This is a genomic window from Glycomyces algeriensis (genome assembly GCF_027622855.1).
Taxonomy (GTDB): domain Bacteria; phylum Actinomycetota; class Actinomycetes; order Mycobacteriales; family Micromonosporaceae; genus Glycomyces; species Glycomyces algeriensis.
Genome location: NZ_JAPZVR010000003.1, coordinates 216,295 through 237,940 on the forward strand (window position 1 = coordinate 216,295; position 21,646 = coordinate 237,940).

Annotated in this window: 22 protein-coding genes; 2 read left to right on the forward strand and 20 right to left on the reverse strand. The window is 71.6% G+C overall.

Annotation, left to right across the window (positions count from 1 at the left end):
• Positions 1-19: 19 nt before the first annotated feature.
• From O2L52_RS07210 to O2L52_RS07255, 10 genes are all read right to left on the reverse strand, one after another.
• Positions 20-1,285, reverse strand: coding sequence for an ABC transporter substrate-binding protein (locus O2L52_RS07210; protein ID WP_270114681.1), 1,266 nt, complete (start codon positions 1,283-1,285; stop codon positions 20-22).
• A 5-nt stretch (positions 1,286-1,290) separates the two neighbouring features.
• Positions 1,291-2,304: a branched-chain amino acid ABC transporter permease gene (locus O2L52_RS07215; RefSeq protein WP_270114682.1), complete on the reverse strand. Its 1,014-nt coding sequence runs from the start codon at positions 2,302-2,304 to the stop codon at positions 1,291-1,293.
• Complete coding sequence (locus O2L52_RS07220; RefSeq protein ID WP_270114683.1) at positions 2,301-3,179, reverse strand: branched-chain amino acid ABC transporter permease; 879 nt, start codon at positions 3,177-3,179, stop codon at positions 2,301-2,303. The genes O2L52_RS07215 and O2L52_RS07220 overlap by 4 nt, the downstream gene beginning before the upstream one ends.
• A gap of 532 nt (positions 3,180-3,711) precedes the next feature.
• A complete protein-coding gene (locus tag O2L52_RS07225; RefSeq protein WP_270114684.1) occupies positions 3,712-4,428 on the reverse strand; it encodes an ABC transporter ATP-binding protein in 717 nt (238 codons plus the stop codon).
• A complete protein-coding gene (locus O2L52_RS07230; RefSeq protein ID WP_270114685.1) occupies positions 4,425-5,153 on the reverse strand; it encodes an ABC transporter ATP-binding protein in 729 nt (242 codons plus the stop codon). Before O2L52_RS07230 ends, O2L52_RS07225 begins: the two co-directional genes overlap by 4 nt.
• Positions 5,154-5,269: 116 nt before the next feature.
• The gene (locus tag O2L52_RS07235) at positions 5,270-6,025 is read right to left on the reverse strand and encodes an SDR family NAD(P)-dependent oxidoreductase (protein WP_270114686.1); all 756 of its coding nucleotides are present in this window, start codon (positions 6,023-6,025) and stop codon (positions 5,270-5,272) included.
• On the reverse strand, positions 6,022-6,990 hold the full coding sequence (locus O2L52_RS07240; protein ID WP_344473107.1) for an NADPH:quinone oxidoreductase family protein: 969 nt from the start codon (positions 6,988-6,990) through the stop codon (positions 6,022-6,024). The genes O2L52_RS07235 and O2L52_RS07240 overlap by 4 nt, the downstream gene beginning before the upstream one ends.
• Before the next feature lie 4 nt (positions 6,991-6,994).
• Positions 6,995-7,579 (reverse strand): TetR/AcrR family transcriptional regulator, encoded by a 585-nt coding sequence (locus O2L52_RS07245; RefSeq protein WP_270114688.1) that lies wholly within the window; start codon positions 7,577-7,579, stop codon positions 6,995-6,997.
• 12 nt (positions 7,580-7,591) lie between these two features.
• The gene (locus O2L52_RS07250; RefSeq protein WP_270114689.1) at positions 7,592-8,332 is read right to left on the reverse strand and encodes an SDR family oxidoreductase; all 741 of its coding nucleotides are present in this window, start codon (positions 8,330-8,332) and stop codon (positions 7,592-7,594) included.
• A 128-nt stretch (positions 8,333-8,460) separates the two neighbouring features.
• Complete coding sequence (locus O2L52_RS07255) at positions 8,461-8,967, reverse strand: hypothetical protein (RefSeq protein WP_270114690.1); 507 nt, start codon at positions 8,965-8,967, stop codon at positions 8,461-8,463.
• A gap of 96 nt (positions 8,968-9,063) precedes the next feature.
• On the opposite strand from O2L52_RS07255, the gene O2L52_RS07260 reads away from it, so the two are divergent.
• Positions 9,064-9,258 carry a hypothetical protein gene (locus O2L52_RS07260; protein ID WP_270114691.1) on the forward strand — a complete coding sequence of 65 codons (195 nt, stop codon included), beginning with the start codon at positions 9,064-9,066 and terminating at the stop codon, positions 9,256-9,258.
• A gap of 19 nt (positions 9,259-9,277) precedes the next feature.
• Here O2L52_RS07260 and O2L52_RS07265 read toward each other — a convergent pair whose 3' ends face one another.
• The gene (locus O2L52_RS07265; protein ID WP_270114692.1) at positions 9,278-12,571 is read right to left on the reverse strand and encodes an AfsR/SARP family transcriptional regulator; all 3,294 of its coding nucleotides are present in this window, start codon (positions 12,569-12,571) and stop codon (positions 9,278-9,280) included.
• Between the two features lie 299 nt (positions 12,572-12,870).
• Here O2L52_RS07265 and O2L52_RS07270 point away from each other — a divergent pair, with 299 nt between their 5' ends.
• Positions 12,871-13,206, forward strand: coding sequence for a response regulator transcription factor (locus O2L52_RS07270; RefSeq protein ID WP_270114693.1), 336 nt, complete (start codon positions 12,871-12,873; stop codon positions 13,204-13,206).
• A 98-nt stretch (positions 13,207-13,304) separates the two neighbouring features.
• On the opposite strand, the gene O2L52_RS07275 is transcribed toward O2L52_RS07270, so the two are convergent.
• From O2L52_RS07275 to O2L52_RS07315, 9 genes are all read right to left on the reverse strand, one after another.
• On the reverse strand, positions 13,305-13,829 hold the full coding sequence (locus O2L52_RS07275; RefSeq protein ID WP_270114694.1) for a hypothetical protein: 525 nt from the start codon (positions 13,827-13,829) through the stop codon (positions 13,305-13,307).
• Positions 13,801-14,061 (reverse strand): hypothetical protein, encoded by a 261-nt coding sequence (locus tag O2L52_RS07280; protein WP_270114695.1) that lies wholly within the window; start codon positions 14,059-14,061, stop codon positions 13,801-13,803. The genes O2L52_RS07275 and O2L52_RS07280 overlap by 29 nt, the downstream gene beginning before the upstream one ends.
• Positions 14,048-15,562 (reverse strand): hypothetical protein, encoded by a 1,515-nt coding sequence (locus tag O2L52_RS07285; protein ID WP_270114696.1) that lies wholly within the window; start codon positions 15,560-15,562, stop codon positions 14,048-14,050. Before O2L52_RS07285 ends, O2L52_RS07280 begins: the two co-directional genes overlap by 14 nt.
• A gap of 2 nt (positions 15,563-15,564) precedes the next feature.
• The gene (locus O2L52_RS07290; protein WP_270114697.1) at positions 15,565-16,281 is read right to left on the reverse strand and encodes an ABC transporter ATP-binding protein; all 717 of its coding nucleotides are present in this window, start codon (positions 16,279-16,281) and stop codon (positions 15,565-15,567) included.
• Positions 16,282-16,437: 156 nt separating this feature from the next.
• Entirely contained in the window at positions 16,438-17,106 is a 669-nt protein-coding gene (locus tag O2L52_RS07295; RefSeq protein WP_270114698.1) for a response regulator transcription factor, read from the reverse strand.
• 282 nt (positions 17,107-17,388) lie between these two features.
• Positions 17,389-17,745, reverse strand: a complete 357-nt coding sequence (locus tag O2L52_RS07300; protein ID WP_270114699.1) for a hypothetical protein — start codon at positions 17,743-17,745, stop codon at positions 17,389-17,391.
• Positions 17,746-17,878: 133 nt separating this feature from the next.
• Positions 17,879-18,451, reverse strand: coding sequence for a hypothetical protein (locus tag O2L52_RS07305; RefSeq protein WP_270114700.1), 573 nt, complete (start codon positions 18,449-18,451; stop codon positions 17,879-17,881).
• Positions 18,452-18,514: 63 nt separating this feature from the next.
• Entirely contained in the window at positions 18,515-19,465 is a 951-nt protein-coding gene (locus O2L52_RS07310; RefSeq protein WP_270114701.1) for a glycoside hydrolase family 43 protein, read from the reverse strand.
• 48 nt (positions 19,466-19,513) lie between these two features.
• On the reverse strand, positions 19,514-21,559 hold the full coding sequence (locus O2L52_RS07315; protein WP_270114702.1) for a glycoside hydrolase family 36 protein: 2,046 nt from the start codon (positions 21,557-21,559) through the stop codon (positions 19,514-19,516).
• Positions 21,560-21,646: the final 87 nt, after the last annotated feature.

Sequence of the window (21,646 nt, forward strand, 5' to 3'; positions counted from 1 at the left end):
CCTTCGCCTCGTAATCGGGCTAACTGCCCGGGATGCCCTCGTTCGCCAGCGGAACGGGGTTCGGTTCGACCGCGGACACGCTGCCCGCGCCGACCTCGTACGTGGTGCCCACGTAGTCCTGGACGCCCTCGTTCACCACGGTGATCCCCACGGACCGGTAGGCCGCGTGGTCGCCCTCCGCGAAGGAGAGCGGCACGATCCCGTTGCCGACCAGGTCGCCGGATTCGATCGCCGCCACCAGGGACTCGCGGGTCGGGTCGTCCCCGGCCGCGGCCAGCGCCTCGGCGAACAGGTAGCCGACGCTCATGCCGAACACCGTGTTCCCGGTGAACGGCGCGCCGTCGTTGTACTCGGCGTTGATCTCCTCGAACAGCGCCACCCACTCGCCGTCAGGGCTGAACGGCAGGTAGTTGACGCTCACCATGCCCTGCAGGAGCTGGGGGGCGAGGTCCGCGCCGAGGTAGCCCGCGAGGGTCGGGTAGTCGGCGCCCGAGGACGAGACGTACCACTTCGGGAACCACTCCATCTGCGCGGCGGTGCCCACGGCCATCGCCGTGAAGCCGTTGATGGTGCCGAGGACGTTCACCTCGCAGCCGGCGGCCATCATCGCGCCCATCTGCGCGGTCAGGTCCTCGGCCGAGGTCGAGTAGACCTGGACGTCGGTGACCGCGTTGGAGCCCAGGACGGTCTCGACGCCCTCGATGATGCCGTCGCCGTAGTCGTCGTCCTGGCCGAGCACGCAGATCTTCGCGTCGGGCTGCTGATCGACGGCGTACTGCGCGAGGGCCGCGCCCTCGGTCACGTAGTCGGCGTTGAACGCGAAGGTGTTCTCGTAGACGTCCGGCTGGTTCCAGGTGAGCGATCCGGAGGAGACGAACAGGTCGGGGACGCTCTGCTGGTCGAGATAGTCCAGGACCGCCGAGTGGGTCGGCGTGCCGAGCCCGTTGACGATCGCGAAGACCTTCTCCTCGGTCACCAGTTCGCGCACCGCGGACTGGGTCGCGGACGGGTCGTAGCCGTCGTCCTTGACGAGGTACTCGATCTCGCGGCCGTTGATGCCGCCGTTGGCGTTCACGTACTCGAAGTAGGCGGCCGTGGCGGCCGAGATGGTCGCGTAGCCGGCCGCGGCCGGGCCCGTCAGCGGTTGGTGGGTGCCGATCGTGACCGTGTCGTCGGTGACGCCCGGTACGGATTCGTCGCTGTCGGGCGTGCTGCACGCGGCGAGGCCGAGTGCCGCCGCTGCGGCCAGTGCGGCCGCGCTCTTGAAGGGTTTCTGGGTTCGCATGACGATCACCTCTCTGTGGTCGTGGAAGGGGTTGCGAAGCGGAGGGGCCGGGCGGCGCGGAGCCGGTCGAGCAGGCGGGCGGCGCCGCCCGGCCAGGCGGTGGTCAAGGCGATGAGACCCGCGCCGAAGAGGAGCAGGGCGAGGTTGCCGTCCAGGCGCCGGCCGAGGTCGTCGGGGGCGAGGGCCGCGAGTTCGTCGATGAGCCAGGGAAGGACGGTCACGAGGACGGATCCGATGGCCGCGCCTCCGATGCTGCCGAGGCCGCCGATGACGGCGGCGACGACGAGCAGGAGCGAGAACGCCAGGCCGTAGCCGCCGGGCGTGACCTGCTGCGTGGCGATCGCCAGGACCGCGCCGCCGAGCCCGGCGGGGACGGCGCTGGCGACGAACGCGCCGGTCTTCACCGCGCCCGGGTCCACTGCGGACAGGCGGGAGGCGGTCTCGTCGTCGAGGACCGCCCGCATTCGCAGTCCGGCGCTCCCCGAGCGCAGGACCACCAGGGGCGTCACGGCGATCGCGGCGACGACGATGGCGAGCCAGGCGTGCCACTGCTCGACCGCGATGAGGGCCGCGAGTGCTTCGGGCACAGGGAAGAACGGGGCGGGGGCGCCTTGGTCGCCGCCGAGCGGCAGCGTGTTCGCGGCCGCGGGGAGGGCGATGACGAGTGCGAGCGTGAGCCCGGCGAGGTAGGGGCCGCGCAGCCGGGCCGCGGCCGCGCCGAGGAGCAGCCCGAGGAGTCCCGAGACGACGGCTGCGGCGGCGAGGCCTGCGAGCAGGGCCAGCGGCCACGGGCCGTCGACGGCCGAGGCTGCGAAGGCGAAGCCGTAGCCGCCCGCGGCCATGAGCACGGCGTGGCCGAGCGAGAGCTGCCCGGTGAGTCCGACCAGGACGGTGAGTCCGGCGACGGCGGCGAAGCACGCCGCCGCGAGCGCGAGCTGGTAGTTGCGGAACGGGTCGAGGGCGAACGTCCCGCCGATGGCGAGGAGCGTGATGAGCAAGGCGCGCAGGAGGGTCTTCATGCGGTCCTGGCCTCCTTCGGGGCGAACAGGCCGCCGGGTCGGACGAGCAGGACGAGGGTCATGAGCGCGAGTACCGCGAGCGGCGCGGCCGAGGCCGAGGCGTACCCGGTGACGAGGCTGACGAGCAGGCCGACGCCGATCCCGGCGACGAGCGCCCCGGCGGGCGAGTCGAGGCCGCCGATGACCGCGACGGCGAAGGCGTTCACGAAGAGGAGGTCGACGGCGTGCGGGTTGAGCCCGAGTTCGGTGGGCACCAGCAGGAGCGCGGCGAGTGAGGCGGCGGCGCACGAGAGCGCCCAGCCGAGGGTGATCATGCGCGGCACCCGGACCCCGAGGAGCCGGGCGGTCTCGGGGGCGAACGCGGCGGCCCGCAGCCGGAGGCCGAGGGAGGAGCGGTTGAACAGGAGCGCGAGGGCGGCCATGACCGCGGCGGCGGCCCCGAGGGTGAACAGGTCGTAAGGCGAGAGCACGGGGATGCCGCCGATGATGAAGGGCCGCTGCGAGAACGGCGGCTGCATCGGGCGGTGCTCGGGGCCGAACGCGATCGCGAGCCCGGCCTGAAGGACCATGACGAGCCCGATCGCGACGATGATGCCCGGCAGGGGCGCGTGCGCGGGGAGGCGGCGCATGAGGCCGCGTTCCACGATCGCGCCGAGGAGGGCGCCCGCGGCGAGTCCGGTGAGCAGGCCGGCCCAGTAGGAGCCGGTCGCGGCGGTGACGGCGAAGGCCGCGTAGACGGCCGCGACGGCCATGGCGGCCTGCGCGAAGTTCACGACCCGCGCGGTGCGCCACACGATGACCAGCGACAGCGCGAAGAGCGCGAGCACGGCCCCGCGGGCGAGCCCGGCGGAGAGGAGGAAGACGAACCGGTCCATCAGTACGACCCCGATCCGCTTGCGGCTCGGCCTGCACGCATCGGCGTCGGACCCTGGTCGGGGCGGCCGGGTGCGGAGAGGACCGCCGCTCCGAGCCGGCACGACACGTCCGCGGATCGGTCGTGCGGTGAAGCCCCGGCGCAAGAGATGGACGGGCGCGGCGGCGACGCGGGGCCGCGGCCCAGCGAGGCGTGCGAGAGGAAGCGCGCCACCGCTTCGAGCTCCGGCGACACGGACGCGCCGCGCGACAGGTCCGCGAATCGGCCATCCGGCGACACCGCGGCGCAGGCGGAGGAGAGGCGCGGCGGAGAGGCGTGCGACAGGAAGCGCACCACCGCTCCGATCCGCAGCGTCGCGGACGCGCCGCACCAGCACGACACGTTCGCGGATCGGCTATGCGGGACCGCGCCGGAGCTCAGGAGGGCGTGCGACGGGAAGTCCGCCGTCGCACGAGGCGCCGTTGCGGTGCCGGAGGCCCGCCGGCGTCGTGCCCCGGTTCGGCGGGGAGCGGGCAAGGCGAGGAGTCGGTCCATCAGAACCCCAGGTAGGCGTGGCGGAGGGCGGGGTCGGCGGCGAGCTCGGCCGCCGGGCGGTCGGCGACGACCGTGCCGAGGGAGAGCACGACGCCGCGTTGGGCCACCGACAATGCGCCGGTGACGTTCTGCTCGGCGAGGAGCACCGTGAGGCCGGTGCGCGCCGCGGTCTCGCGGAGCACCCCGAGGAGCTGCGCGGTCGCCTTGGGCGCCAGGCCGAGCGAGGGCTCGTCCAGCAGCAGCACCTCGGGCCGGGCGAGGAGTGCGCGGGCGAGGGCCAGCATCTGCCGCTCCCCGCCCGAGAGGGTGTGCCCGGCCGCGCGGCGGCGCCGGTCCAGCGGCGGGAACAGGGCGTACATCTCCTCGACGGCGGCCTTGCGGGCCTTCGGCTTGTGGCGCCAGAGGCCGCCGAGGTGGAGGTTCTCGTCCACCGTGAGCTCGACGACGACGCTGCGCCCTTCGGGGACGAGCGCGAGCCCCGACCGGACCCGGTCCTCAGTCGACAGTGCGGTGAGCTCGCGGCCGCCGAGCCTGATCCGTCCGGTGCGGACGGGTTCGAGTCCGGCGAGCGCCCGCAGCAGCGTGGTCTTGCCGGCGCCGTTCGCTCCGAGGAGGGCGACGACCGCGCCTTCGGCGATGCCGAGGTCGAGGCCGTCGATGACGGGCGCGCCGTCGCCGTACCCGACCGTGAGGCCTTCGCAGGCGAGCGCGCTCATGCGGCGGCCTCCAGTCCGAGGTAGGCGGCCTCGACCGCCGGGTCGCCCTGCACCGCTTCGGGAGTGCCGGAGGCGATGACCTGACCGAAGTCGAGCACGACGATCCGGTCGGCGACCCGCATGACGAAGTCGACGTGGTGCTCGACGAGGAGCACGGCGCGGCCGGAGCCGGCCACGCGGCCGACGGTCTCGGCGAGGGCGTCGATGTCGGCGGTGCCCAGGCCGCCCGCGGGCTCGTCGAGGAGGAGCAGCTTCGGGTCGGCGGCGAGGGCTCGGGCGAGCGCGACGCGCTTGCGCTCGGGGTACGGGAGGGTCCCGGCGGGCCGGGCGGCGAGGTCCGCGAGCCCGAGCTCCGCGAGGGTGCTGTGCGCCTTGGCGACCGCGTCGGGGACGCGCAAGGCCGTGAGCGGGACGAGCACGTTTTCGAGGACGGTCATGCGCTCGAACAGGCCGAGGCCCTGGAGGGTCCGGGCGACGCCGGCCTTGAGGAGGCCGGTGGGCCTGGAAGGGGCGGGCCGCCCGCCGATGCGCACGGTCCCCTTGCGGGGCTTGACGAGTCCGCAGACGGCGTTGAAGACCGTCGTCTTGCCGGCGCCGTTGGGGCCGATGAGCGCGACGGTCTCGCCGTCGCGCACCTCGAAGGAGACGCCGTCGAGGGCGGTGAGGCCGCCGAAGGCGACCTCGAGGCCGCTCACTGAGAGCCGGGGAGGGGGAGGGGTGTTCATCGTCGTACTCGCACCTCTTCGTGTCGGAGTGCGTTCACCATACCGCAGATACCGACCGGACGGTATGTGCTGTGGACAGTGAATCCATTTCGATATGTTGCGGGTCTTGCGGCCGGTCAGGTGTGGGGGATGCCGGTGGTCATACCGCCGTCGACCACGATCTCGGCGCCGGTGACGTACGCGGAGGCGTCCCCCGCGAGGAACACGAGGGCCCCCGCGAGATCCGCTGGGGCGCCGGGGCGCCCGAGCGGGATGAGGAGCCGCGCGGGGTCGATGCGGGTGGTCATCTCGGTCTCGATGAAGCCGGGGTGGATCGAGTTGACGCGGATGCCGTCGCGGCCGAGCTCGACGGCGAGCGACTTCGTGAGGCCCCGGACGCCGAACTTGGTCGCGGTGTAGCCGTGGAGGCGCTCGCTCCCCCGCAGTCCCTCAACTGAGGACACGTTGACGATCGAACCGCGCCCGGCGGCCTTCATGGCCGGCACGACCGCGCGGCAGCCGAGGAAGGTCCCGGTGAGGTTCACGGCCAGGACCGTGTTCCACTTCGCGAGGGTGAAGTGCTCGATCGGGGCCGCGTTCGCCATCCCGGCGTTGTTGACGAGCACGTCGACCGCGCCGAAGCGCTCGAGCGTCTCGGCCACCGCACGGTCCCAGGCCTCCTCGTCGGTGACGTCGAGTTCGCAGAAGGAGGCCCGCCCGGCACCGGGCGCGGCGTCCGCGCCGAGTTCCTCCGCGAGCGCTTCCCCTTGGTCCGCAAGGATGTCGGTGATCACGACGTGCGCGCCCTCGGCGTGGAGCGCGCGCACGTAGGTCGCGCCGATGCCGCGCGCGCCGCCCGTGACGATCGCGACGCGCCCCTCGAGCCCGCTCACTCCCCCACCGCCACGACCAGCCGCCCGGTGGTGGTGCCGTCGGCGAGCCGCTGGACCGCCGCGGCCGCGTCCTCGAAGGGAACGGTCTCGGACACGACCGGGCGCACCGCGCCCTCGTCGGCGAGCCTGGTCAGCGCGGCGTGCGCCCCGGCCACGAGGTCCGGCCGCTTGCGCTGGTACAGGGCCCAGTGGAGGCCGAGCACGCTGTAGTTCTTGACCAGGGCGTGGTCCGCGCGCACGGGCGGGACCTCGCCCGAGGCGAAACCGACCACGACGATGCGGCCCTCGAAGCCGACCACCTTCGTCGAGCCCGCGAACGCCTTGCCGCCCACGGGGTCGAAGACGACGTCGACGCCGCCCTCGGCCTTGACCGCGCCGATCCAGTCGTCGCCGCGCAGCAGGACCCGCGCGGCTCCGGAGTCCTCGGCGACCGGAATCTTGGCCTTGTCGCCGACGATGCCGACCACGTTCGCCCCGGCGGCCGCACCGAGCTGGCACGCGGCCGTGCCTACGCCGCCCGCGGCGGCGTGGACGAGCAGCGTCTCTCCACTCTGGAGCCGAGCGCGCTGGTGGAGCCCGAACCAGGCGGTCTGGTACGCGATGAGGAAGGCCGCAGCGGCCGCGTCGTCGAGCGACTCGGGAGCCGGATGCACCGAGAAGGCGGGGACGACCGCGTACTCGGCCATCACGCCGATCGCGGTCGCGACCACCCGCTGCCCCACGGTGACCGCATCGACGCCGGGCCCGAGCGCGGCGACCTCGCCGCACAGCTCGATGCCGGGCGTGAACGGCAGCGGCGGCCGCTCCTGGTACATGCCGCGGGCCAGCAGCACGTCGGGGAAGTTCACGGCCACGGCCCGGTTGCGCACCAGGACCTCGCCGGGGCCCGGTTCGGGGACCGGCACCTCCTCGACCGACATGACGTCGGCGGGCTCGCCGTGGGCGGCGACCCGCCACGCGATCATGGGTTCAGCCATCGGTCCTCCGCAGGCTTCGCAGGAACAGCTCGGTGATCTGGGCGGCCAGTTCGGCCTCGTTCTCGGGGCCCTCGTGGGAGTACCAGTGGGGCAGGTAGTGGATGTCGGAGAAGAAGTGCGCGATGAGCACCGAGACCGGCACGTCGTCGCGGAACCGCCCCTCCTCCTGGCCGCGCACGATGAGCTCGGCGAACTTGTCGTGGTACTCGCGCCTGCGGCGCTTCACCTCCGCCTGCCGCTCGGGGGTGAGCATGTGCTGGCTGCGGAAGAACACCGTGCCCTCGGGCAGGAAGTCGATCGAGGTCACCACCACGTCTTCGCACACCGCCCGCAGGACCGCCTCGGTCTCGCCGCCCTTGGCGGTGATCTCGTCGAGGCGTCGCTTCTGGAGCGAGAGCATCCGCTCGTAGATCGCGAAGAGCAGGTCGTCCTTCGACGTGAAGTAGTGGTACATCGCGCCCTTGGTGACGCCTGCGGCCTGCACGATCTGCTGGACGCTGGTGTTGGCGTACCCCTGCTCGGCGAACAGTTCCAATGCGGCTCTGAGGACCTCGTCGGCCACGTTCTTGGTCTTCATGGATCCCATCCTTCACCAGGAGCGGCGCGCGCTCGCGCCGCCGTCCACGAGGATCGTCTGCCCGGTGACCCAGGCGGCGTCCTCGGAGAGCAGGAACGCGGCCGGCCCGGCCACGTCGTCGGGGGCGCCGAGGCGGGCGAGCGGGTACGCGCCCGCGGCCTCCGCCTCGCGGCCCTCGTACAGCGCCTTCGAGAAGCGGGACTTGATCACCGCGGGCGCCAGCGCGTTCACGCGGACGGCCGGGGCGAGCTCCTCCGCGAGCTGCTCGGTCAGGTTGATCAAGGCGGCCTTGGAGACCCCGTAGAAGCCGATGCCGGGGCTGGAGGCCGTGCCGGCGATGGAGGCCATGTTGACGACCGCCTTGAGGCGGCCCGCGGCGGCGGCCCGGCGGGTCCAGCCCAGTGCGGCGATCACGTTGACTTCGAGGATCTTGCGGGCCGCGTCGAGGTCGATGCCGGTGAGGGGCCCGTAGGCGGGGTTGACGCCGGCGTTGTTGACGAGGTGGTCGAGGCCGCCGAAGCGCTCGGCGGCGTGCGCGACCGCTGCGGCCTGGTGGTCGGGGTCGTCGGCCTTGCCGGCGACGCCCGAGGCGCGTTCCTCGCCGAGTTCGGCGACCGCGGCTTTCAGCGCGTCCTCGTCCCGGCCGGTGATGACCACCGATGCGCCTTCGCTGACGAGCCGGTGGGCGATGGCGAGGCCGATGCCCCTGCTCGCCCCGGTGATCAGGGCGACGCTGCCCTCGAACCTCTGCATGCACGACTCCAAACCGTCTGGTCGGTATGTGGAGACCCTACCATCGCGGACGCCCCGCGCAAAGACTCCGCCGGGAGCGGATCAACGCGCACGGTCAGCGGCCCCGAAATCCGGCCGGATTCGCGGGGTCAGCGTGGGCCGGCGCTGAAGCCTTGGGAGACATCGGGAATGAACGATCGGAGAATCCGGGGTCCGGCGTCGACCGTCACCCGGTAGACGACCCCGCCCGAGACCACGGCCATGTCGGCCATCCCGCCGAGGTCGAAGGTGCCCGAGACCGGCACGTAGACGCGGGTGTCCGCCGCCGGGAAGTGCGACCAGACGCCGGGCGCGAGCGACCGTGACGCCAGCGGCTCGCGGTGCGCGGCGATGCCCTCGTGCGGCACGGCCAGTCGCGTCCGCGTGCCGTCCGCCGCGGTGTAGACCGCGCGTTCGCCTTTGAGGCGAAGATGGCGGGCGACGTCGCGGTACGGGTTGACCCTGGCCCTGCCGTCGGGAGCGCGGCCGATCGCCCAGAGCTCGGTGAGCGTCCGGTCGTCGGGCACGTAGAGGCCGGTCAGCCGCCCGCCGGTCTCATCGGCGAGGGCGCGCTCAACGGCGGACTCGAAATCGGGGTGGAGGAAGGCACCGGTCACCCTCCCACTATCGCCGACCGCTCCTCGCATGCTCGTGCCGGCATCGCGCTCCCCCACTGGAGCGGTTCACGAACGATGCTCGCCTACGCTTGCGGGATGCGTTCTCTCGTGGTGCTGCTCTCGGCGTTGCTGCTGCTCCTCGTCGGTGCCGCGCTCGTGGCCTGGATCGTCGTCGGGGGCGTCAAAGGACTGGGCGCGGAGATCGAACGGAGCTGCGAACCCAACCGCCACAACAAAGACGACACCTTCTGCTACGACTACGACATCCCCTCGCCACCGCCCCGGCAGTGAAACCCGGTCGCGGAGGATCTCATTGCGGTCCGAAGTCGAACCGGGTCGGCACGGGCACCCCGGCCTTCGCGAAGGCGTCCTCCACTCTGACCTGGAACCGGCGCGCGCCGGCATCGTCGCCCTCGGCGCGGGCGATCGCCCCCCGCAGCCACAGCGACCAGGTCTCCCCGGCGAAGTGGCCGATCGCACCCAGGAGGTCTCCGGCACGCTCGGCGCGTTCGCGGGCGGGGCCGGCCTCCCCCAGGCTCAGCGCCGCCTCCGCCAGGACGTTGAGGGCCAGTCCCTCCCGGATGCGGTCCCCCACTTCAAGGGCCATGCCCAGCGCCGCCGCCGCGTCCTGCCGCGCGGCCTCGGTCTGCCGCAGTCCGAGGCGGCCGATGGCGCGTTCGATCAGCGCGAGCATCTCGGTGCCCTTGAGGTCGGTCTTCACCGAGCGCAGGGCCCGGTCCGCGGCGTCGACCGCCTCCGCATGGCGTTCGAGCCGGTTGAGCGAGAAGGCGACCGCCACCAGCCCGTCGGACTCGTGCCGCCGGTCGCAGACCATCATCCCGGCCCGCGCCACCGCCTCGGCGTACGGCAGCGCGTCCTCGTGCTTGCCCAGTCCTGAGTAGAGCTCCGCGAGGCTGCCCGTCGCCAGCGGCGTGAGCTCGCCGCTCCCCGACGCCGTCTCGATCTTCATGACCTCGTCCATGTGGCGCTCGGCAGTCGCCATGTCGCCCAACTCGACCGATGCGGACACGAGCCCGCACAGGTGCGACTCGCGCAGCCGCACGTCGCCGATCTCCTCGGCGATGCGCAGCCCCTCGGTGCGCAGCCGCACCTTCCGTCGCAGGTCTCCGAGCATGCCGTAGACCGCGCTGAGGGCGCCGAGGTTGACGCTCTGGCCGCGCAGCCGCCCGTGCGCCCGGTTGATCGCGAGCGCCGCCTGCCCGTGCTCGAGCGCGACCCGGGGCCGCCCGATCAGCCAGCACGCGAGCGTCATGTTGTGGTGCGCCGAAGCCTGGCCCGCGACCCAGCCGATGCGGGTCGAGAGCTCGGCGGCGTTCCCGGCGTGCTCGACCACCTTCCCGAACTCGCGGGCCTTGGCGTACGCGGTCGAGAGGCACAGCTCGGCCACCGCCTCGCCCGGAACGCTCCGCTCCTGGCGGGCGCCGTCGAGGGCCGCGTCCGCGAGCGCCAGGAAGTCGACGCGGTCCATCGACGCCCAGGCGTGGGCCCTGAGGGCGTCCGCGAGCCGCCAGGCCACCGAGCCGTGGCCGTGCTCGGCGGCGAAGCGGGCGATGGCGATGAGCTGCTCGCGCTCCTCCTCGAGCCAGCGCGTGGCCGCCTCCGGGGTCTCGAACCGCGGCCGGCCTTGGGGCGGAACGGGATCCAGCAGCCGGGCGTTGGCCGGGTAGCGGCTGGCGCTGGCCGCGTCCGCGGTCTCGAGGTACCACGCGAAGAGCCGTTCCAGGGCTTCGGCGCGCAGGGGGTCGTCGGCGCCGACAAGGCCGTTCGCGAAGTCGCGCACCAGGTCGTGCAGGGAGAGTCGGCCGCGCTCGTCCCGGTTGGCCATGTTGGCGTTCACGAGTTGCGCGGCGGCGCGGTCGGCCGCCGCCCAGTCGGTGCCCGCGACCGCGGCGAGCGCATCGACGGAGAGGGAGCCGACCGGCGCGAGGCCGAACATGCGGAACACGAGGCGGGCCTCCTCGGGCTGCGCGGCGTACGAGCGCTCGAACGTGGCCTTGACCGCGGTCTCGGGGCCGTCGCCGATCTGCAGGGCCGCAAGGAAGTCGCCGGTCGAGTGCCGGTCGGTGTACTCGCCGACGCCGTGCGGGCGGTCCGCGAGGTTCGCGGCCGCGATCCGCAGCGCGAGCGGCAGGTAGCCGCACCGCCGGGCGAGCTGGTCGATGTCGCGGTCGAGTGCCGAACGCGGCAGCCGCAGCAGGGACTTGAGCAGTGAGACCGCCTCTTCCGACGCGAGCGGCGCGAGGGCGAGGTTGACGCCGCCGTGGCGCGCGAGCAGGTCGCCGAGGCGGTTGCGGCTCGTCACGATCACGAGGGAGCCGGGGCCGCCGGGCAGCAGCGGCGCGACCTGCTCGGCGGACCGCGCGTTGTCGAGGAGCACGAGCATGCGGCGGTCCGCGGTCTCGGTGCGCAGCCGCGCGGCCGCCTGGTCCACGTCCACCGGGACCTGGTCGTCGGCGAGTCCGAGCGAGCGCAGCATCGCCGCGAGCGCCTCGATCGGGCGGAGCGCCGGCACCGCGGAGTAGCCGCGGAGGTCCAGGAACAGCTGGCCGTCGGGGTAGTCGGGCGCGACCTGGCGCGACCAGTGCACCGCGGAGGCGGTCTTGCCGACGCCTGCCATGCCGGAGAGCACGACGATCGGCGAGGGCGGGATGCCCTCGGCCTCGTCGCCGAGGCGCGCGGCCTCGAGTTCGCGCAGCTCGCTCGCCCGGCCCGTGAACGCGGCGACGTCGGCGGGCAGTTCCCTGGGTGTCACCGCGGCCGCCGGCCGGACCTCGATCCGCGCTTCGGCGGGCGGGGCCCATTCGCCCTCGATGCTGTCGGTCGAGACGGTGTCGAGCCGCTCGTCGCCGTGCAGGATCGCGTCGTGCACGCGCTGGAGCAGCAGCCCGGGGTCGATGCCCATCTCCTCGCGCAGCGCCTTGCGGCTCTCGCGGAACACCTGCAGCGCTTCGGCCTGGCGTCCGGCCCGGTACAGCGCCACGGCCCGCAGGGCGGTGAGCCGCTCACGGAACGGGTGGTCGCGCGCGAGGGCCTCGAACTCGCCGATCACGGTGGCGTGCAACCCGAGGTCGAGCCGCAGTTCGAGCGATTCCTGGTGCACGAGCGAACGCCGCTCGCTCAACCGGAGGGCTTCGGCGGCGACCATGCCGGGCGACGGCACGTCCGCGTACGGTTCGCCGTGCCAGAGCGCCAGGGCGCGCGAGTACTCCTCGGCGGCATGTTCGAGGCGGCCGTCCTTCCATGCGGTCCTCGCGGCGGCCGACCATTGCTCGAATGCCTTGGCGTCGAAGTCGTCCGCGGTCACGAGCATGCGGTAGCCGGTCGATTCGCGGATGATGCGGCGGTCCGATCCGAGGGCCCGTCGCAACCGGTGCAGGTAGACCATGAGGGCGTTGCGGGCGTTGTCGGGTACGGCCTCGTCCCAGACCTCTTCGGCCAGTGCCTCGAGCGTCACCACCCGGCCCGAGCTGGCCAGCAGCGCCGCGAGGAGCCGGCGCTGCAGCGGGGCGCGGACGAGTAACGGATCGCCGTCGCGGGCGATCGACATGGGACCGAGGACTTTGAATTGGAGCGCATCCGACATTGCCTGCACGATTCACCAGCCTCGCAAGGAGTGCGTGTCTCGGACAGGATAGTACGGAGCCGCACTGGCGCTACCGCGACAAAAATGCTGATATTTCCGGGTGTAGGCCGCATGTAAGGCAGCTGTAAGCGGGTTTCGGCATCATGAGTGGGTCAAAGCTCCGGCCCGCCGGCGCGCCGTCCACGGTCCCGGACGGCACGCCAGGCTCCCCGCCGCCGCGGCGTCCGCGCGCCGGCCTCGGCGTCGCGGGCGCCGCGGCACCCGCCCCACGCGGGCCGGGGGGGTGGGAGGGTAACTCTATGCCCGGCAGCCGCTACCCCGACCTCGAGCCGATCGACCACATCACCCCGCGCCAGCGCCAGATCCTCATACACCTGTTGCGCGGCAAGACCAGAGAGTGCATCGCCAACGACCTCTACCTCTCCAGGAGCACCGTCAACCGGGACATCCGCGTCATGATCCGCACGCTCGGGGCCTCGTCCCCCGAGGAGCTGGGCGCCCTCGCGTACCGCGCGGGGGTCCTGGTGGAGGAGCACTTCGGTCGCGGGCACTTCGGAGGCGAGCGCTTCGGGGACGACTCCTTCGGAGGCGAGTCGTTCGGAGGCGCGGCCGAGGCGAGTCCACTGCGGATCTGAACCGCTCCTGGCGCGGACGGGCCGAAGGTGGGCGGCCCGGGGACGCGCGAAGCCCCGCCGGACGTGATGCGATCACGCCCGGCGGGGCGCTGTCGGTTTCAGGGGTGCGGGTGCGGTGCCGCGCGGGCGCCGCGGAAGCTGCGCCAGAGCGCCTGCCCGTCACCGAAGACGGGGAGGAGGAACGCCAGGTGGAGCAGGTACCACCAGGCCAGCAGGCGGTCGATCCCGGTCAGCCAGAGGCCGGCGCCGACCGCCGCGCAGGCGAGCGGGCCCGCCAGGGCGACGAGGGCGTTCTCGCCGCGGGTGAGCGTCCCCTCTGGAATGAGCGAGATCCGCCAGGCGGTGGCCTCCACGGTGATCGCGGTGATGCCGGGGCGGGTCTTGAGCACCGCGGCGTGGGCGGACTCGTGCAGTGCGAACGAGGCGACCAGCCCGAGCATCCCGGTCTTGCCGCAGAGGAGTGCCAGCAGGACGAGACCGGAGTCCCCCGAGCGCGCCCACCATGCCAGCGCGGCGAGGGTGAGCAGCCCGAGGAACGCGGCGAGCGGCCAGACCGAGGCGGCCACGGTCCAGGCGACGCGGAGGATCCGCAGCTCACCGGGCGGGTACGTTGTCCGCGCCACGGTCGCGCATGCCTTGGAGCAGGTGTTCGCGCCGCTGCTTCAGCCGCCGGAACACGATCTGGATCAGGGCGAACTGGAGGACCAGGATCGCGAAGATGACGAGGATCGGGACGGGGTTCCCCACGCCGGCGGTGATGTCGACGACCCCGTCGGGGCGTTCGACGGCGTCGAACTCCAGGGCCCCGAACAGTCCGGTCCGGTGGACGTCGCCGCTGTTGTCACCGGTGAACATCAGCACCAGCATGGCGCCGGCCGTTATCACCAGTGTGAGCAGTCCCGCTCCGGCTACGGAGTTGATGACCAGCAGCGCCTTTTTCATTGCGCCTCCTTGATTCGTCGAGGTGGATGCCTTGGATTGCGTAGGCGGCGAAGAGCGCGGTGGCGCCGGCGAGGACGGCGCCCGTCGTCCACGGGGAGAGGCTGAGCACGCCCAGGCCGATGACGACGAGGCCCGCGACGACGGCGACGGCCGAGAGGCCGAGGAACACCGAGAGCGGGTTGTCCTTCTCCGCCGGGAAGATCACGCCGATGCCGGTGGTGATGACCGCGCTCGCGGCGGCGGCAGCCGCCGTCTGCCATGCGTCGGCGGCCCAGTCGAGGTCGACGGCGGCCGCGATGAGCGTGAACGGGACCGCGAAGGCGGCGATGAGGATGCATTGGGCGCGCAGCAGTCGCGCGAAGACCCGCCGGGCCGGGATTCGGGTGCCGGGGATCGATCGCAGTACCGCGGTGGCGGTGAACTGGTAGAGGCCGCCGACGGTGAGCAGGGAGAGTGCCCAGATCGGGTTGGCGGTACCGCTGAGCAGCAGGTAGATGAAGAGTGCGACGGCGAGGACCGCGGCGGTGGCGGTGTGGGAGCTGCGGATCAGGCACCAGTCGTAGGGCGAGAGGAACCTGCGGGCCCACGAGCCGGCCCGCACGTTCAGGTATCGCGACTGCCTGATGTGGCGGTTCGGGGAGAGCGCGACGGCGAGGAAGGCGAGGACCGCCGCCGCGGCCGTCGAGGCGGCGAGCACCGGCAGGATGCCGTAGTCGTCCGCCGCGCCCGCGATCACCGTGGCCCACAGGCGGGACGGCTCCTCGTCGAGGAACGCGCCGGTGATGCGGGTGATCATCGCGCCCGACATGGAGGCGTAGACCGCCACGAGCACGAAGAGCACCAGGATGTTGAGGATGCTCGCGACCCGTTCGAGCCGCGCGAGCGTCCACACTCGAGTGAGGAGCTGGTGAAGCACCGAGAGCGCCAGGTAGGCGAGGATCGCGGGCAGGACGACCGAGACCGTGATAGGGCCGAACGAGGCCGGCCCCAGGAGCATGATCGCGTTGGCCACCAGCGCGAACACGCCCGCGGCAGCGACGACGCTCGTCATGGCGGCCTCGTAGAGGAGGAACGCCAGCGACCGCTCGCGGTTGGTCACCGGCATCTGGAAGCTCAACTGCAGCATCCCGTCGGCGTTCACGAAGAGCACCTTCACGGTGAGGAACGCGATCTGGACCCAGAGGAGCACGGAGACCGTCGTGGTGTCGAACAGCAGGTCCCACACCTCGCGCCGCTCGGTCAGCTGCTTGAGGAAGAAGTGGGCGGCGACGGTGAGGACGGCGACGAAGAGCACGCCCGCGGCGAGCGCGCCGATGCGCACCGGCACGGATTTGAGGACCCCGACCGAGAGGACGCGGCGCCGGAAGAACACCAGCAGCATCCTCGCGAGGACGAGTGATTGTCGCAGGCGCATCGCTACCGCGCTTCCGACTCGAGGTAGTCGAAGACCATCGCGGCCAGCGAACCGTGCTCCTCGACGAGGTCGCCGGCGGGGGCGTCGTAGATGACCTGCCCGAAGTCCAGGAGGACGATCCGGTCGGCCAGTCGCTCCAGGACGGCGAAGTCGTGGGTGCAGAGCAGGATGGACCGCCCGGCGTCGCGGGCGCGCTCGAACTCGGCCTCCGCGAGCCGCAGCGCCTCGAGGTCGATGCCGTTCAGCGTCTCGTCGATGACGGTGAGGGGGCGCCGCATGACGAGGGCCGAGACCAGCTGGGTCTTCTTGCGCATGCCGTGGGAGAAGTCCTCGATGAGGTGGTCGTACCGCTCGGCCATGGCGAACCGCCGGAACAGGTCGGCGGCCTCTTCGTGGTCGACGGCGACCCCGTAGAGCGACGCCGTCATGGCGACGTACTCGCGCGCGGTGAGGAACTCGGGGAGGTAGTCGTTGCTGGAGAGGTACATGCCGTGGGCCCGCGCGTGCGGGTGGTCGTGCCGGTACCCGCCGATGCGCACGCGGCCCGACTGCAGGCGCAGCAGGTCGAAGACGTTCTTGATCAGTGTCGACTTGCCGGAGCCGTTCGGGCCGATGAGGCCGACGATCGACCCGGCCTCCACTTCGAACGACACGTCCGCCACGGCTTTGACGACGCTGTCGTATGAGTAGGAGAGACTCTCGATTTCCAGGAGCGCCATGGTGTCCTTCCCGCTGCGTGTCCTATTGCCCGGTGCCTTTGTATGGACGCCTTGATACCGGTGCCCTATGGCACGGTGGCCCGGGAATGCACGCGGCATCCCGGGCCACCATGATCGTCGCTGTTCACATTGCCGGTGATGTCGCTTCTTTAACGATTAAACACACTGGACATTGATCGAGACGCCGGTCCAGCTCCAGTTCCAGCTGCCGGTGAATCGCTTCCCCTTGTAGACGACGCACCAGATCGAGAGACCTGCGAGAATCGTGACACCAAGGGCGAGGATCACGGCGAGGAACACCACGTACCAGGCGTCGTACCGAACGAGAGCGCTGTCGAGCTTCTCCTTCATGGTCTCGACTGCCTGCGCGGCACCGACCTGGGCTTTGACGACCGGCTTGATCGCCATAGTTGAGATAGACATTTTCTTCCTCCTTTCGAGTGTCGAACTCGTTATTAATGATTGCGGATCCGAGAGGACTTCGAAAGTGTCGGAAACGCCACTCTTCAAGCGGAGCGCGCCTTGGCGGTGCGAAGCGATGACGGCGGCTTCCGAACGCGATGAGATGCCGAGCTTCGCGAAGATGCTCGCAATGTGCTTTCGCGCCGTGCGCTCGGTGATGAAGAAGGTCGACGCGATCTTCGCGTTCGAGAGGCAGTCGCCGAGGGCGAGCATGATCTCGCATTCACGGGAAGTCAAAGAGGACATGTCCGCGGCGTGCGCCCATGGCGGGCCCTCACAGGCCCGCCGGTGCTCGAGGACCGCCAGGATCTCGGCGTCCGCCGCACCGGGGGGTGCCGCATGGTCTTCAACGAGGCGTTGCAATGTCGTGGCTCCCATTCGCGACCGGGGCTGATGACCTGGTCCGGCGGCGTCGCTCGCGCGACGGCCGGCCCGCACCAATGTCGCAGCAACCGTTGCGTGGCACAAGCGTCACGGAGCGAATTGCACCGATCGGCGCAACGCTGCGTCGCCGACGCAACTTCTGCGCCGGAAGGCGAACGTTCATGCGACCGGAGGCGAAACGAGAAGGCCGCACAGGCGAACAGCCGGGGCGCTCGCGCGTTGCCCGGAGCACGTGGCCGCAGGCCGTCAAGACCTAGGCGGTCATGCGGAGTGCGAGGCCTCTCCCTCTTCAAGGGTGTCGTACAGGTCGTCGGGGTCGATCTGCGCGCGGTAGCGGAACATGAGCGAGACCTCGGTCCCGAAGGAGCCCAGCGTGTCCGAAGGGTCGGTGACGAACTTCGGCTCCGCCCACTGCTGGGCGATCACTGCCACGGGGCTGCCGTTCACCTCGAGGAGCCAGGTCGCGCGCCCGCTGGCGATCGTGGCGAGGAACCGCCGCTGCCGCAGGTAGGCGACCGCCTCGGCGATCGTGCTCGACTCCGGCAGGTCGATCGTCTCGGCGTGCGGGTAGGCGTCGTCGCCCATGGCGACGCTCGATCGGTCCACATTGACGTTCATGCGCGCTCCTCCTCGGCTCCCCTCGATTCTGCCCGACGACACCGACGGTTCCGGGCGCAACGGCCGATCGGCACTCCTCTTGGGCGCCCGCGGCCCGAACCTCGGCCTGCGGGGCTGTCGAGGTGCGGTGCGGTCAGCCGATGAAGTCCCAGGCGCGTTCCCAGCGGACGCGGCGCTCGACGTCCCTGGCGACCTTCGCGCTGTCGAGGACGCCGAGCTTGCGCTTGAGGGACCTCTTCGGGAGGTGGAAGGGGACGAGGTCGATGTAGCCGTCCTTGTCGGAGGCGGGCGCCCACCGGGCCGCGTCGGCACGGACGCGCCACTCGGCCTGCTTGGGCGCCTGGGTGGTGCACTTGAGGACCCAGTAGCCCTTCCCGGTGTAGCCGAGGATCAGGCAGGGCCTGGCCTTGGAGGCGGTCGGGTCGTCCTGGTGCGGGAAATCGGCCCACCAGCGCTCGCGCGGCTGCGGGCCGCCCGTGGGCGGCCTGGTGAGCGCTGGCCTTGAGGCGGTCGCCGCAGGTCCGGCGCGGCCCGGTCGGACCGAAGTGGCGCGGCTCGGGCCGCGACCGGCACCGCCCGACCGTTTCCGGCGCCGCCGGGAGCGCTCGGCCCTCTTGACCGCCGCGACGGCGATCCAGATGACGATCGCGGCCAGGCCGAGCAGGCAGACGGCGAAGACGAGCGGGCCGTCCAGGTCAGCTTCCATGCGTGCCGTCCTCCAGGGGTGGGATGCGGCCATCGAAGCTAGCACAGTGCCGCATCGGTCGGCCTAACCCCAAGCGGCCCTGAGCCGCTCGTACTCTTCGGCGGTCACCGGGAGGACGACGCCGTGGCACGGGTCGCTCGGGAGGCGGAAGCCCTCGGAAGGCGTCCACTTGCCGCCCGCGAGATCGCGGGTCTCGAAGGGCACGTAGCGGCGCTCGGCGGTGAACTCGTCGATCCACAGGAACCACCGGTCCTCGGTGTTCGACCGGTACACGAGCGGCCCCTCCCCCTGGCTTATCGGCCCCAACCCGATGCCCTCGGTCAGCGGCTTCCATTCGCCCGTCAGGGAAGTCGCGGTCTCGGCGAAGATGCTCTTGCCCAGCGGCGCGCCCGACGTGCGGCTGCGCTCGTCCTTCAAGTAGCGGTAGTAGACGCCCTCATGCTCGATGACGGTGGCGTCGATCGTGTTCCAGCCCCGGTCGATCCACACCTGCGGCTCGGAGAACTCGCGGAAGTCGCGGGTGGTCGCGTACATGATCCGGTTGTAGCTCTCGCCCTCGTGCTCCGGGCCGTCGTAGAGCTTGGAGGACCAGTGCACGAGGTAGGCCTCCTGCTCGGGGTCCCACACCGACTCGGGCGCCCACGTGTTGCCGGCGGTCGGGGGCGCCACCTCCACGAGTCGGCCCTCGCCCCAGTCCACGAGGTCCTCGGACTCCCAGACCATGATCGAGCGGCTCCCCCAGCGCTGGTGCCGGTCCCAGTCGAGGCTCTTGAAGAGGCAGAGGTCGGTGGCGACCAGGTAGAACCGGTCGCCTCCGACCGAGCGGACGATGTGCGGGTCGCGCACCCCGCGCTCGCCCAGCGCGGCGCGCAGGACCGGCCTGCCGCCGTTGAGGTCGTCGAAGCGCAAGGGGTCGTCGCCGTCGCTGAGGGCGAAGTAGATCTGCTCGCCGTCTTCGTCCTCGCGTTTGAAGTGGACGTAGAGGTAGCCGGCGTATGCGGGTTTGGTGGGCATGGATTTCCTCGGTTTCGTCGGGTTGGTCGGAGGAGGGCGGGCCGTCCGCTACCGGATGGTGTAGATCCGGGCGGCGGGGCCCGCCTGCACCTCGATGCGCGTCGCGCCCTCGACCGTGCGGATCTTCCACTCGGGCAGTGCGACCGGGTAGACCTGTTGGAGCGTCCGCCCGCGCAGCGTCGGCAGCGCGACCTCAGCGGCCCCGCCCCTCGACCAGACCGCCAGCAGCGACTCCGCACCGGCGTCGAGCTGCAGCGCGAGCACGTCGTCGTCCCAGCCGGGCAGGCCGAGCGGCCACACCGGGTGCGACCGCGCGATCCGCTGCCGCCAGTCCTTGTGCAGCGCGATCGCCTCGCGCACCAGCGCGAACTGCTCGGCGCCGAGCCCGCCGAGGAACCCTGAGAGGTAGAGCCGGCCCATGACGCCCGCCGTCATCGCGAACGCCGTCTCCTCCAAGCTCATCGACTTGTCCGGGTAGGCCCAGTTCCCGGCCTGCTCCGGGGTCACGCTCGCGGGCGCCGCCGCCGCGATCGCCGCGTACAGCCGGAAGTCCTGCTGGTCCGAGGTCGATTGGAGGTGCGCCACGGAGAGCAGGTGGTAGTCCATGCGCATCCCGCCCGAACCGCAGTTCTCGAACAGCACCTCCGGGTGCCGCGCCTGCGCGTCGCTCAGCCACTGCCGGAACGCGATCGTGTGCCCCAGGAGCCCGGCCCCGGGCCCCGCGGCGTCCACATCGGTCCCGACGCCGGAGTTCACGTTGTAGTCGAGCTTGAAGAACTCGATGCCGAACTCGGCGACGAGCCGGTCCACCGCCTCGTCCAGGTGCGCGCGTGCCGCCGGGTGGCGGAAGTCGAGCTGGTAGTGCCCGGTCTCGCTGACGCGCCGGCCGAACCGCTGGAAGAACGCCTCGTCGGGGAGGTCGCGGCCCGCCGCGGCGCGCTCGCCGACCGCTTCGGGTTCGAGCCAGATGCCCGGCCGCATCCCCTTGGCGCGGATCGCCTCGATGACCGAGACCAGCCCGCCGGTGAACAGGCCGGGGACCTCGTGCCAGTCGCCCGAGTCGGCCCACCAGTTCCCGGTGCCGTACCAGCCGGCGTCGATGCAGTAGTACTCCGCGCCCGCCGCGGCGGCGGCCTCGATGAGCGGAAGCTCCTTCTCCGTGGAGGGACCGGCCATGAGGGTGTTCATGAAGTCGTTGTACACCAAGGGAAGTCGCGCATCGATCGGTCGCGACTCGCGGATGGCGCGGCGGTAGTCCGTGAGCGCCCCGAACGCCGCGTCCCGTCCGCCCTCGGCGATGCAGAAGCCCGCAGGCACCGTGGTGAACGCCTCGCCGGGCGCCAGGCGCGCGGCGAACTGGTGGTAGAGGTCGGTCGGGCCGTACACGCCCACGGTCACGGTGCCCTCGTGCTGCGAGGCCTCCCAGTGCCAGCCGGCGCTCGTCTCCACCTGCCACGCGATCGAGGGCCCGTCCTCGAGCGCGAGGACTCCGGTCGGCAGGAACGCGCCGCTGGAGAACGAGCCGTGGCTGGTCACGCCGAAGTTCCCGCGGTTGCGGCGGTGGTGGAACTCAGGGTTGACGTTCGGCAGCAGCTCCTTGAGCGGCCGCTGGTGCCAGCGCCCCTCGGCGAGCCATTCGCTTTCGCCCCACAGGAGGTCGTGCGCGCCTTCGGGGACCGCGATGAGCGCGGAGCTCACGTTGAGCAGCATGATATCGGTTTCTGCGCTGTTGCGAACCGTGTGGCGGATCTGCAGGCCCGGTCCGGCCGCTCGGAAGACACTGGTCACTTCGAGGCGGCTCTCGGGTTCGCGCTGGTGAATCAGCAGTTCATCGCCCTCCACATGGTGGCCGGTGTACCGCAGGCGCAGTCCGGCGCCCCAGTGGAGCAGGCTCTGGTCGTGGCGGGCGCGGCGCTCCCCGGCGCTGCTCACGTCCACGATCGGCATGGGCGCCACCACCGATGCGGCTTCCGGGCCGCTTCCCCAGTGGACGAGCCGGACGGGGTGATCGTCGCCGTGGTCGAACCGCAGGTGAAGCGCGCCTTCCGTCCATTCGATGACGGTTTCGGCCTGCCGCGTGTCGGTCGGTGTCACTGGTCTACTCCGCATTGGGTGAGGGTGTGCGAACGGGAACCAAGCTAGCAGATAACGGTTTCTATGTCACTGCGGTCGGGCCCGAAT